Raw genomic sequence first — 11,469 nt, 5'->3', positions numbered from 1 at the left:
GGGCGCGGTGCATGTAGTCCGGCATTCCGGAGAATGCAGCCTCGTGCCTGCGCACATGTTGGACGAAGGGTGAACCCCAAGGGGCCAGCGTAGCCATCACCCAATGTCGATCCTTCGCCCGACATGGCCTGCCGGCAGCATCCCGCACACCGGTTGAACCAATCCAAGGAGAATGCCTGTGACCCTCCAGACGGAGGCCTGCGAATCGATGCGCATCGCTGACATGCGGTTTGCCTATCTTCGGATGCTCGCAGCCTTGAAGGCGGGGTATTGAATGTTCACCCCGCTTTGCTCCCAGATTCAGCGAAAAAGGCATGTTTGGGCGTAAGGCTCTTCAAGCCGTATTCGACGCCGGAGAGACTTGGAAAGGAATGCGTAACAACGCTTTTGCTGTCTTTAGTTGATAAAGGCCACGCGTCTGCGGGCGCAGATCTTGTGCCAGCCTCATAAAATAATTGTTGACCTATAGGTACATATCGTCTATCAATCAACCATGGCTAGACCGTTTGAATTTGACCCGGATATCGCTGTCGACAGAGCAATGGAGGTGTTCTGGCAGAAAGGCTATGCCGGGACGACCCCGCAGGATTTGCTCGATGCCGCTGGCATAGGAAAAGGTAGTTTTTACAATCATTTCAAGAGCAAGCGCAATATGTTTGAGTTGTGTTTGCAGCGGTATCGCAATTCACAGTCCGATGCACTTGTGGAGTTTTTAAAGCAGCCTGTTTCGGCGAGGCTACGTCTCAAGGGTGCGCTTGAGCAGCTCATACGCTTCGATTTGGAAGGACCAATCAGAAAGGGATGCATGGCGGTAAATACGGCCGCCGAACTGGCCGCTTCTGACGAAATCGCCCTTGGCATTGTGCAGGGTATGTTCAACAGGACCGAGGCTGCTTTCGTCCAGTTGATCGAAGAGGGGCAGTCCTCCGGTGAGTTCCGGGTCGACATTGATGCGGCATCTCTCGCAAGTCTTCTATTCACGACGGTACTTGGCTTGCGGATCGCCGGTCTGGTTGCCGACACGCCTGACCGGCTTCGACGTGCCGTCGATGCGGCTATCCGCGTAATCTGACACCATCAACGCCGATCCGGACAATGTCATTGATCGCTAAATTGTGTACCTATAGCTACAAAAAGGATATGGATATGGACCTTGGATTGAAGGACAAAGTCGCCATCGTAACCGGCGCGAGCCGGGGATCGGATTGGCGACCGCAGAGGTGCTCGCGCGAGAAGGCGTGAGGGTTTTTGGTGCCGCCAGGAATCTGACCCCGGAAATTCTGGCATGCAGCCCGGAAGCGTTTGCCGTGGACCTCTCCTGCCCCGATGGTGCGCCCAAGTTGGTTGAGCATGTATTGAGCCGGGCTGAAGGCATTGACATCCTTATCAACAATGTCGGTGCGGGTGACGCAGTGGCGCTCGGCGGCTTTCTCGATGTGGCAGACGATCAATGGCGAGCGAATCTGGATGTGACGCTGATGAGCACGGTGTGGATGAGCCGGGCTGTTTTGCCGGAGTTGCTGAAGAGCCGTGGCACCATCATCAATGTTTCGTCGATCAACTCCAAGGTACCCTCAGCAGGGCCAATCGCCTACACCACCGCAAAAACCGCGCTGGCCGCCCTCAGCAAATCACTTTCGGAAGAGTTCGGTCCCCAAGGCGTGCGGGTGAACACGGTATCGCCGGGTGCTGTACGAACCTCGCTGTGGGAGGGGAAGGGGCGCTTCGGCGGCTCTGTCGCCGCAGCTTTTGGGGTCGACCATAAAACTTTCATGTCCGAAATCCCCGCGCGATTTCAGATGACGAGCGGAAGGATCACCGAAGCCGACGAGGTCGCAAATCTTATCACATTTCTAACGTCCGATCGAATTTCAAACGTCGTAGGAGCGGATTACGTCATTGATGGCGGCACGCTCAAGGCAATCTGACAACTTCACGTAATGAAATATGGCAACAAGGAGAAAAGCATGTCTATCAACTATGCCGAAATTGGCCGCCGCTGGATTTCCATCTGGAATGATCGTGAAGAAGCCGCGCGCAACAGACAACTGACGGAGATTTGGGCCTCCGAGGGCAAGCCATTTTGCTCCTGGATTTGAGGGCCATGGCCTCAAGGCGATCGAAGAGCGCGTGAACGCAGCTCACAACCGATTTGTGAAACAGGGCGGCTGCGTCATTCATGGGGTCGATTATGCCGGGCAGGGCGATGCTTTGCGGATACTTTGGGAAATCGCTCCCTCCAACGGAGGCGCCGCCATAGCTACTGGATCAGAATTCCTGTTGTTGGATGAGGCTGGAAAAGTCCGGCTGGATTACCAATTCAACGACCCGCAGCAATAAAATGCGGATCACCTTAGGAGAGTGCTGACACTGGCAAGTCCCCACCTGCTCCGCTCGCAGTTGGGCCGGCCACAGCGGGCGCTCCGTCGGCATTGTCTGATCGGGCACTGCTAGATCGCACGACACTCAGTCGGCGGGCACAAAACCGTTCGAACGCTCAATGACCTCTTCGTCATGCCAGGCCGCCCTGCTAAACTGATCCGCATCGAGTTCGGCGAAGCAGGCGGTTCATTGATCGACCCGCCATGAGGCGGCGGTCCTCGTCAAGAAATTCGAAACCCGCAGTGAAAATGTCTGGCTTGCGAAAATGTGGAGTGGTTCATGCCATCATTGTTTGAATTTGCCGGGGGTGAAGAAGCGCTCCATCGTCTCGAAAGCCTGTTCTACGCGAGCGTCCTCGCAGACCCGTTGTTGAAGCCGCTGTTTGGAGACGGCAAGCCGGAGCATATCGATCACCTAACGGCGTTTACCGCAGAGTCGTTTGGCGGCCCGGACCGATTCAGCGGGGAGCTTGGGTTTGCCCATCTGATCGCCGTGCACCGGGGCCTCCATATTGAAGAAGAACAGCGGGCTCGCTTCGTCGAACTCTACATGGCGGCCCTGGACAATGCCGGGATGCCACGAGACGAAACGTTTCGTGAGGCCGTCCGCGAGCATGTCGAATTTGGCTCTCACGTGGCCATGCAGAACTCGAACGCGGCGACCGACGCAGAGCTGCACCCGCTGCGGTCGGTCCCGAAATGGACTTGGCCCGGGGACAAGGCGTGACTGCCGAACGCGCTTTGAACGGCCCTGTTGAAAGGGCTTGATAATTGCGCGATCCGGCGTAGCTTTTTGCGTCAGGGATCCGATCAGGGACATCGTCATGGCCAAGCGTGATTCCATAGAAAAATCGAAGCGCACACACGATCTGGTTTAACGATGCCCACGATATCCCGGTTGAAACGAGGTGAACCTGAAAGGTGTGAATATCTGCGGGACCGAGCCGATCGGGCGATCCACCGAAATAGCGGCTGAACTTCTGGACTGCATTAATATAGGATCGCTGGGTCGCCGCTGCTAAATGAACAAGGACGAGGCCGACCATTCTGGCAATCCACGACAATAGCGTTGAAGCTGTGCAGGCCGGGATCGCGGTGGTGTTGGGGGCACTTTCCCGATAGAGAATGGAAGGCAGCGTAGCGGTAAAAATCGCGAGGGATGATGCCGAGCAAACGGCCCCATGTGAAAGACGAAATCAAGCGTGGCCGAGAGCTGCTGCCGAAAATCATCGTCGTGATGGAATGCTCGTGGGTCATGATCTATGTCACGGATAGCGACATATTGGGCGCGATCCCGTTGATGCTGCTTGCGGAGATCATGATTGATCAGAGAAAGAGGATCTGGACGGCCGATTGGACGCCCCGCGAAACTGAAACAAAAGACGCCGGCAGGTCCAAAGACGGCAATCACTAATGTCTCCGCGCAATACAATCGAAGGACCTTGCGCGGGCGTGGCGGGTGGCTCACCCCATCAGATCCAGAATGCCGCAGATCAACGGTGCGTCCAGAGCCTCCGGCAGTCCTTTTGGTGGGGTCAAAAAGTCGGCAATAGCCGGGAAGGTGGCATCCGGGGGGCGAGGAGTATCTGGAGACGAAATCGGCTCGGCGATGTGATGCTGCAGAAATCAATAGTGCTTTTGACATAGCGCAGCGCCATCGCAATCCGCCTTCGCCTCCTGTTGTGACGAGCGCCAGTTTGGGAATACGCGGTGTCACTCCTTTTTCATCGAGCTCGTGAGCAAGATTGAGAACATCTCGGGTGGAGAGCCCCAGCCGATCAGGCAGGAGAGGGGAAAGTCGCTGGGACGGTATTCTTTTCTTGACGGTGATATTCGAAATTTCGCAGCATGATTGAACGGCGAGAAAAGGATGTCTTCAACATGGCAGCACCGTTGCTGGTACGTAACCGGAACTACCGCCTTTTGTTCATAGCGGGAACGCTGACCAACTTTGGCGACGGGCTCATCGTTCTGGCATTGCCTTGGCTTGCGACGCTGATGACGCGCGAACCGATCGCCATTGCTGCCGTGGCTGCGGCGGCGCGTTTACCCTGGCTACTGTTCGCCCTACCAGCCGGCGTAATCATCGACCGGACCGACCGGCGCAAGCTGATTGCGCGTGCCGACATGCTGCGGGCAGGGATTGTGCTTTCGATTATGATGCTAGCCTTGAGCCAGCCGGTGCCCGAGATGATCTGGGCGCTGGTGGGATTGGCCTTTCTACTGGGCTCGGCCGAGGTTCTGCGAGACAATGCTGCGCAGACGATCCTTCCCGGCATCGTCGCGCCCGAGGACCTTGAGGCCGCCAATGGCCAGATGTGGAGTGCTGAGCAACTGACTGGCCAGTTTATCGGACCGCCACTGGCCGGATTGTTGATTGGGGCGGGTATCGCCTTGCCTTTCGGCCTCGACGCCGCCGCCCTGGTGCTGGCCGCGGGGCTGGTCTGGCTGATCACGCTTCCTCCGCAACTGCGGACATCATCTCGGTTCTGGCCGGCCCTGCTTGAGGGCGTGCGCTGGATGCGGCGCGATGTCCCGTTGCTGCGTCTTGCTGTGGTGCTGGGACTGGTGAATTTCCTCTATATGATGGCTACCACGATCACCATCCTGTTCGCCCAGGAGGTGCTGGGGCTTTCCGCGGTCGGGCAGGGCGTGCTGATGTCGGTCGCCGCCATGGGCGCGGTCGTCGGAAGTCTCGGCGCCCAAACGGTTATCGCTCGGGTCGGTGCGCAGGCGAGCCTTTTTGTCTCGCTGGCGATCTGGGGCGTCACCTATGCAGCCATCGGTCTGAGTTCGAGCACCATGATTGTCGGCGCGGCGATGTTCTCGCTGATGGCGGGCTCGATGCTCTGGAACATAATCACCGTTTCATGGCGCCAACGGCGCATCCCTGCCGAATTATTGGGCCGAGTGAACAGCATCTATCGCTTCTTCGGCTGGGGCTCCATGCCTCTCGGCGCTATTGCCGGAGGCATCGTCGTCCAGCTCGTTGAAAATGAGGTGGGCCGTGAGGCGGCATTGCGCGCGCCCTTCCTGCTAGCGGCGGCTGGCAGTGGAGCTTTGCTGGTCTATGCCGTTTTCAAACTGCGGCTGCGGTAGACACCAGATTCGGTACGAGATCGGTACCAATCGTCCTGGTCGCACGACCGAGTTAGCTCGGCGCCTCGTAGGCTGGGTGCAATCTTTAGCTTTTGGTCGCATCTCATCGCAAGTTTAGGTTGGCGCAAGGATTCCATGGCAAATAACGAGAGCAACCGTGGGGGATTTGCCATGACGACCATCGCATCGACATCATACTATACTTCAGCCACTCGCTACGCCGGCAGTGATAGATCAGATACCGCCGATGCCGACGACCCATTTGCTCTTCTGTCTGAACAGCAAGAAACCGAGACCGACAAGGCGGCCACCGATCATTCCCAGGCCATTGTTGACAGCCGGCCATCGACTGACATCGTGATGTTGCAAGGAAAGCTGTTCACTACAAGTCGCATCGACGTCTCGGACCTCAAGGCGACAAAGATCTCGGAACTCCCCGAAGCAGTGAGCTGGCGCGGTTTATCTGAACAGTACCCAGCGTTTGTTAAGTGGATTTCCGCCGTTGTTACGCTGCAGCCTTCATCGGCGCCAGCGCGTTGAAGTAAGCCTGATCCGGCGTCTGCAGGTCAAGGGATGAATGTGGGCGTCGATTGTTATAAAAGGTCAGATAGCGACCGATCCCAGCTCGGACCTCTGGCACGGTTTTATAGGCATGGAGATAAACCTCTTCGTATTTGATCGAACGCCAGAGCAGCTCGACAAAGACGTTGTCCCGCCACGCCCCTCTGCCGTCCGTCGAGATAGCGATTTCTGCGTTCTTCAACACCGCCGTGAAGTCGGTTGACGTGAACTGCGATCCCTGGTCCGTGTTGAATATGTCGGGCTTTCCATAACGGGCGAGTGCTTCTATACAGAAAGCCGTCTCCATCGTAATCGACAGCTGCCACGATAGAACCCGACGACTGAACCAATCGACGACGGCGCAGAGATAGACGAATCCCCGCGCCATGGGACCGTAGGTGATGTCCATTGCCCAGGCCTGGTTGGGTCTGGTCACCGCTACCTTTCTCAGCAGATAGGGATAGACCCTATGCAATGGCGCTGGTTTTGACGTATTGGGACGGCGGTAAATCGCCTTAATACCCATCTTCCTCATCAGCGTGGTAACGTGAAGTCGCCCGGTCTGAAGCCCTTCTGCCTTCAAAAGCCCTTGCAACATTCGACTTCCGGCGAAGGGATAGTCCAAATGAAGCTCGTCGATCCGCCTCATCAGGGCCATTTCGCCATCGGACTTAGGGCGCGGTAGGTAGTAAACGCTGCTACGACTGACGCCGAGAAGCTTTGCCTGACGCACCACGGACAGTTTGTGTTTGCGGTTGATCATTTCTTTCCGCTCAGCAGCCCGGTTTTGACGAGCGCACCGGATAAAAAATCGTTCTCGAGCGTCAGTTCTCCAATCTTGGCATGAAGCGTCTTCACATCGACAGTGGGTCCTACCGGTTCGGATTTCGCTTCAACGCCGAACACGCCGGTTGCACCCTCAAGGAGTTGGTCTTTCCATTGTTTGATCTGATTGGCGTGCACGTCGAATTGCTGCGACAATCCAAAAGGGTCTGCTCACCCCTCAACGCTGCGAGTGCCGCCTTCGCCTTGAAAGCCGGGCTGTGGTTCCGGCGAGGTCGTCTTGTCATGGTATCTCCTGTTCCCGGCATCTAAGCCGAAGTCAGGCAAAATTCCACTTATACCCGTTGTCCGATTTTCCCGAGCCAGCTCTGTCGTCACCGCGACAACGGCCTGATCCAGCCGGCATCCCAAGAAGAGTATTTGACCGAGACAACCTGACATTACGCCGCTGGGACCTCGAAGCTTGCGATCTCCGCTCCGACGTGCAGAAAGGTGCCAGCCTCCACCTTGAAACGGATGTTGCCAGCCTGTGATGCCGTCACCTGGGTTTCCATCTTCATGGCTTCCATGACGGCAATCAGATCGCCGGCTGCGACCTCCGCACCATCTTCGACCTTGAAGGCCTGCAACGTACCCGAAATCGGTGCAGTAATGCTCAAAGGGTTGTGGGCCGCAATAGCTGAAACCGGAGCGGCAGTGGTCGGCAGGCTCCCCAAGCTGGCGAGAAGCGCAGAGGGAATGCCGAGCTCATGGCGTCTGCCATCTATCTCGACATGGGTGCGGATGAGCGTGTTATCACGGCTCGGCGCCGGCCGGGCTTCCGCCTCCAGAAGGGCGGCGAAGTCCGTCTCGATCCAGCGCGTATGCACCTTGAATCCATCCTCTCCAGTGAAGTCGCGGCTTTCCATCGCCGCGCGGTGGAAGGGCAGCACAGTCGCAATGCCTTCGATCTTGAACTCGCACAAGGCGCGCCGGGCACGAGCGAGTGCCTGTTCGCGGGTGGCGCCGGTGACGATCAGTTTTGCCATGAGGGAATCGAAGGTGCCGGGCACGGTCGAACCGGAAGCCACGCCGCTGTCGAGACGGATGCCGGGTCCTGACGGGGCATCGAAGCGCGTGATCGCGCCCGGTGTCGGCAGGAAGCCACGACCTGGGTCCTCGGCGTTGATGCGAAATTCGATCGAATGGCCATGCGGGGTCGGCGTCTCGGTGATGCGCAGCGGCAATCCGTCGGCGATGCGGAACTGTTCGATGACGAGGTCGATGCCGGTCGTTTCTTCCGTTACGGGATGCTCGACCTGCAGACGGGTATTGACCTCGAGGAAAGAAATCGTACCGTCAACGCCCAGCAGAAATTCGACCGTGCCTGCACCCGAGTAGCCTGCAGCCCCGCAGATGCGCTTGGCCGCATCATGGATCTCGTGGCGTTGTGCATCGCTGAGGAACGGGGCGGGAGCCTCCTCGACGAGTTTCTGGTTGCGCCGCTGCAGCGAACAGTCGCGGGTGCCGAGCACCAGCACATTGCCGTGCTTGTCGGCCAGAACCTGCGCCTCGATATGGCGAGGACGGTCCAGGAAACGTTCGAGGAAACATTCACCACGGCCGAAGGCGGCTTTGGCTTCGCGCACGGCGGATTCGTAAAGTTCGGCCACCTCCTCCATCTTCCAGACGACCTTCAACCCACGGCCGCCGCCGCCATGGGCGGCCTTGATGGCGACCGGCAGGCCATGCTGTTCGGCAAAGGCAATAACTTCGGCTGCGGTCTCGACCGGCCCCTCGCTGCCGGCCACCAGCGGCGCGCCTACCGAGGTCGCGATCCGCCGCGCCTCGACCTTGTCGCCGAGCGCCTCAATGACATGCGGATCGGGACCAATCCAGATCAGGCCGGCTTTCTGAACGGCACGGGCAAATTCGGCCCGTTCAGACAGGAAGCCATAACCCGGATGAACCGCATCCGCGCCGCAGCGTGTGGCAATAGTGATCAGCTTTTCGATGTCGAGATAGGTTTCTGCTGGCCGGCTGCCGTCCAGGCCGTAGGCTTCGTCAGCCAATTGCACAAAAAGCGCATCTATGTCCGGCTCGGCATAGACCGCGACCGATTGCAGTCCATGGTCGCGACAGGCGCGGATGATGCGGACGGCGATTTCGCCGCGATTGGCGATCAGCACTTTTTTCATGGACGTCTCCTCACTGTTCTCGTTGGTCCTGCGTCTGTTCGCGTCTCAGGCCTGCAGGTTGGATGTCGGCAAAGGTCGTCACGGGCCGGAATCGGATCTTGGAATTGATCGGGATCTGTCCGGCGAGATCGAGATGATATTCGGCGACCGTGCCGATGACCGGATAACCGCCGGTGAGCGGATGGTCCGCAAGAAAAAGCACCGGTTGGCCGCTATGCGGCACCTGGATCGCGCCGGTCGCCGTGCCTTCGCTCGGCAGCTCGGCCTTGTCCTTGCGCTCAAGCGGCACGTCGCCGGAAAGACGGATACCGACACGGTTGGATTGCGGCGTCATCGTCCAGAGCTGCCCGGAAAGCGTGGCGCTACCGGCCTCGGTGAACCAGTCGCTGCGTGGCCCCATGATCACATCAAGCGTCACGACTTCGCCGGGGGCCGGATGATCGAAGGCCGGCGCTTCGGTGAGCGAGACACTGGTGAGGTCCGATGCCTCGTTGTTGATAGCCAGAGCCATGCCCGCAGTCACGGGATCAGGCCCGACCACGGCGAGCGTATCGGTTGAGGCGCTGCCAAGCACCGGCTTCACATGAAAGCCGCCACGAATGGACAGGTAACTGCGCATGCCCGTCGGCGCCTGTCCAAGGGTCACGACATCGCCGGCTTCGAGCGAGACCGGCTGGTAGGTTTCGGCAGCAAACATACGGCCCGAAACGTCGCGGATGCTGATCGGGCAGGGTGCGCCCGTCATGCCGAAAACAGTACGGCCGGATACCTCGAAGGAGAAACCACCGAGGATGATTTCGAGACAGGCTGTGCCGGCAGGATTGCCGACAAGGCGATTGGCAGCTTTTAGCGCGCCTTGATCGAGTGCACCGGAAGACGACACGCCCTGTCCTGTCTGGCCGAAGCGGCCGAGATCCTGAAACAGCGCGGGCATTGGAGCAAGCAGCACCTTCAGCGTCAGGGTTTCGGTTTCCGTTGGGGCAGATGCGGAGGTTGCAGCTCTTGCCATTGTCGGCGAAGCAGGAGCCGATTTCTTGGCAAGATCAAAAAATCGGACCCGGTAGCCGGGCTGGAACAGCGCCGGCGGATCGCGGGATAAATCCCACATCTTCGTCGTCGTCGTGCCGATAATCTGCCAACCGCCGGGGCTTTGCCTGCGGATAGACGCCGGAAAAGGCGCCGGCGAGCGCGACCGAACCCGCCGGGATCTTTGTCCTCGGGCTCTGGCGGCGCGCCACCTGCAGCGCAGGATCGCCTCCGACGAGATAGCCGAAACCAGGGGCGAAGCCACAGAAGGCGACGGTGAAGATGCTCTCGGTGTGGCGGCGGATGACCTCCTCCACCGAATGGCCGGTGAGGGTCGCCACATCGGAAAGATCTTCGCCGTCGTAGTTCACCGGAATTTCGACAAGCATGTCCGAAGGCGCGACGCGGGCGGAGAGATTACGCGTGGCGATATTGGCAGCCAGCGTCTCTGCCGTCAGCTTTTCCGGACGAAACCGGATCATCAGGGTGCGGGCGGCCGGCACCATATCCACGACGCCGTCCACGGGCTCTGCCTCGAGAGAGGCAAACAGCGCCAGCGTCTCGTCGAGATCGGCGAGTTCGACCAGGATAACCGTCAGGCTGACAGGCAGGAAACGCATCGGAACCTCAGGCGTGATAGGCTGAATCGGGAATATCGGTGATGAACATATGCCCCGGCGCATGGGTGATGGCAAAAGGCACGCCAGATGCCATGACGGCTGCCTGCGGAGTGACGCCGCAGGCCCAGAAGACGGGGACCTCACCGGGCTTGATGCGCACCGGATCGCCGAACTCCGGCTTGGCCAGATCCTTGATGCCGATCTCTTCAGGCGCGCCGACGTGCACGGGCGCGCCGTGCACCGCCGGAAAGCGGCCCGAAATGGTGGCGGCATCCGCCACACGCGATGCCGGGATCGGCCGCATCGAGACGACCATGTTGCCGTGCAGGCGTCCCGCCGGGCGGCAGGCCTTGTTGGTCAGGTACATCGGCACATTGGACCTGTCGGTGATGTGGCGGATCTCGATACCTGCCTCGACCATCGATGTCTCGAAGGTGAAACTGCAACCGATCAGGAAACTGACGAGGTCTGGATGTTCGCCCCAAGCAACGGTTGCATCCGCCGTTTCTTCAGCCAGTTTGCCGTCACGCCAGATGCGGTAGAGCGGCAAATCCTTGCGCAGATCGGCCCCCGGCGCCAGAAGTGTCGCATGTGAGCCCGGATCCGAAACGTCGAGAACTGGGCAGGCTTTCGGATTGCGTTGTGCATAGAGCAGGAAGTCGAAGGCCCAGTCGCGCGGCAGCACGATCATGTTGGCCTGGGTGAAACCGGGGGCGATGCCCGACGTCGGCTCGATGGTGCCTGCGCGATAGCGCGCGCGTGCGGTGCGCGCCGCTTCGACCTTGACGTGGCGAAGATCGTTTATGGCGATCATGATGTTCC

The 11,469-nt window shown here is 59.1% G+C and carries 12 protein-coding genes and 2 pseudogenes; 8 read left to right on the top strand and 6 right to left on the bottom strand.

The window, feature by feature from the left end; genetic code table 11:
- The first annotated feature begins 493 nt into the window (after positions 1 to 493).
- From HB780_RS01600 to HB780_RS01585, 5 genes are all read left to right on the top strand, one after another.
- A complete protein-coding gene (locus HB780_RS01600; RefSeq protein WP_183686090.1) occupies positions 494 to 1,072 on the top strand; it encodes a TetR/AcrR family transcriptional regulator in 579 nt (192 codons plus the stop codon).
- Positions 1,073 to 1,205: 133 nt separating this feature from the next.
- Positions 1,206 to 1,928, top strand: coding sequence for an SDR family oxidoreductase (locus HB780_RS01595; protein WP_353622939.1), 723 nt, complete (start codon positions 1,206 to 1,208; stop codon positions 1,926 to 1,928).
- A 39-nt stretch (positions 1,929 to 1,967) separates the two neighbouring features.
- Positions 1,968 to 2,099, top strand: coding sequence for a hypothetical protein (locus HB780_RS32775; RefSeq protein WP_286202817.1), 132 nt, complete (start codon positions 1,968 to 1,970; stop codon positions 2,097 to 2,099).
- Between the two features lie 31 nt (positions 2,100 to 2,130).
- Positions 2,131 to 2,340 carry a hypothetical protein gene (locus HB780_RS01590; protein WP_183686088.1) on the top strand — a complete coding sequence of 70 codons (210 nt, stop codon included), beginning with the start codon at positions 2,131 to 2,133 and terminating at the stop codon, positions 2,338 to 2,340.
- Positions 2,341 to 2,661: 321 nt separating this feature from the next.
- Positions 2,662 to 3,108 carry a group II truncated hemoglobin gene (locus tag HB780_RS01585; protein WP_183686087.1) on the top strand — a complete coding sequence of 149 codons (447 nt, stop codon included), beginning with the start codon at positions 2,662 to 2,664 and terminating at the stop codon, positions 3,106 to 3,108.
- Positions 3,109 to 3,220: 112 nt separating this feature from the next.
- On the opposite strand, the pseudogene HB780_RS01580 reads toward HB780_RS01585, so the two are convergent.
- A pseudogene (locus HB780_RS01580) lies at positions 3,221 to 3,427 on the bottom strand (phage integrase N-terminal SAM-like domain-containing protein); the annotation flags it as partial.
- A 137-nt stretch (positions 3,428 to 3,564) separates the two neighbouring features.
- Between HB780_RS01580 and HB780_RS01575 the strand changes: the two are divergent.
- From HB780_RS01575 to HB780_RS01565, 3 genes are all read left to right on the top strand, one after another.
- The gene (locus tag HB780_RS01575; protein WP_183686085.1) at positions 3,565 to 3,795 is read left to right on the top strand and encodes a hypothetical protein; all 231 of its coding nucleotides are present in this window, start codon (positions 3,565 to 3,567) and stop codon (positions 3,793 to 3,795) included.
- Positions 3,796 to 4,262: 467 nt separating this feature from the next.
- Positions 4,263 to 5,480, top strand: a complete 1,218-nt coding sequence (locus tag HB780_RS01570) for an MFS transporter (RefSeq protein ID WP_183686084.1) — start codon at positions 4,263 to 4,265, stop codon at positions 5,478 to 5,480.
- 171 nt (positions 5,481 to 5,651) lie between these two features.
- A complete protein-coding gene (locus HB780_RS01565) occupies positions 5,652 to 6,020 on the top strand; it encodes a hypothetical protein (protein ID WP_183686083.1) in 369 nt (122 codons plus the stop codon).
- On the opposite strand, the pseudogene HB780_RS01560 reads toward HB780_RS01565, so the two are convergent.
- The 5 genes and pseudogenes from HB780_RS01560 to HB780_RS01545 form a co-directional block, all read right to left on the bottom strand.
- Positions 5,986 to 7,111: pseudogene (locus HB780_RS01560) on the bottom strand (IS3 family transposase). The gene HB780_RS01565 and the pseudogene HB780_RS01560 sit on opposite strands and share 35 nt — an antisense overlap.
- Positions 7,112 to 7,264: 153 nt before the next feature.
- Entirely contained in the window at positions 7,265 to 9,001 is a 1,737-nt protein-coding gene (locus HB780_RS01555; protein ID WP_183686082.1) for an acetyl/propionyl/methylcrotonyl-CoA carboxylase subunit alpha, read from the bottom strand.
- 10 nt (positions 9,002 to 9,011) lie between these two features.
- Positions 9,012 to 10,130, bottom strand: a complete 1,119-nt coding sequence (locus HB780_RS01550) for a 5-oxoprolinase subunit C family protein (RefSeq protein ID WP_435693847.1) — start codon at positions 10,128 to 10,130, stop codon at positions 9,012 to 9,014.
- The gene (locus HB780_RS33440) at positions 10,045 to 10,647 is read right to left on the bottom strand and encodes a 5-oxoprolinase subunit B family protein (protein WP_435693845.1); all 603 of its coding nucleotides are present in this window, start codon (positions 10,645 to 10,647) and stop codon (positions 10,045 to 10,047) included. Before HB780_RS33440 ends, HB780_RS01550 begins: the two co-directional genes overlap by 86 nt.
- Positions 10,648 to 10,654: 7 nt before the next feature.
- A complete protein-coding gene (locus tag HB780_RS01545; RefSeq protein ID WP_183686081.1) occupies positions 10,655 to 11,461 on the bottom strand; it encodes a putative hydro-lyase in 807 nt (268 codons plus the stop codon).
- Between the last annotated feature and the right edge of the window lie 8 nt (positions 11,462 to 11,469).

The organism is Rhizobium lusitanum, from assembly GCF_014189535.1.
In the GTDB taxonomy this organism is placed as follows: Bacteria; Pseudomonadota; Alphaproteobacteria; order Rhizobiales; family Rhizobiaceae; genus Rhizobium; species Rhizobium lusitanum_C.
This window is presented reverse-complemented; position numbering and strand designations above follow the sequence as displayed.

What these genes read in the sequence shown, in the direction of transcription:
- HB780_RS01585 (WP_183686087.1), top strand. Translation starts at nt 2,662, where the DNA reads ATGCCATCATTGTTTGAATTTGCCGGGGGTGAAGAAGCGCTCCATCGT.
- HB780_RS01555 (WP_183686082.1), bottom strand. Translation starts at nt 9,001, where the DNA reads ATGAAAAAAGTGCTGATCGCCAATCGCGGCGAAATCGCCGTCCGCATC.
- HB780_RS01565 (WP_183686083.1), top strand. Translation starts at nt 5,652, where the DNA reads ATGACGACCATCGCATCGACATCATACTATACTTCAGCCACTCGCTAC.
- HB780_RS01545 (WP_183686081.1), bottom strand. Translation starts at nt 11,461, where the DNA reads ATGATCGCCATAAACGATCTTCGCCACGTCAAGGTCGAAGCGGCGCGC.
- HB780_RS01600 (WP_183686090.1), top strand. Translation starts at nt 494, where the DNA reads ATGGCTAGACCGTTTGAATTTGACCCGGATATCGCTGTCGACAGAGCA.
- HB780_RS32775 (WP_286202817.1), top strand. Translation starts at nt 1,968, where the DNA reads ATGTCTATCAACTATGCCGAAATTGGCCGCCGCTGGATTTCCATCTGG.
- HB780_RS33440 (WP_435693845.1), bottom strand. Translation starts at nt 10,647, where the DNA reads ATGCGTTTCCTGCCTGTCAGCCTGACGGTTATCCTGGTCGAACTCGCC.
- HB780_RS01570 (WP_183686084.1), top strand. Translation starts at nt 4,263, where the DNA reads ATGGCAGCACCGTTGCTGGTACGTAACCGGAACTACCGCCTTTTGTTC.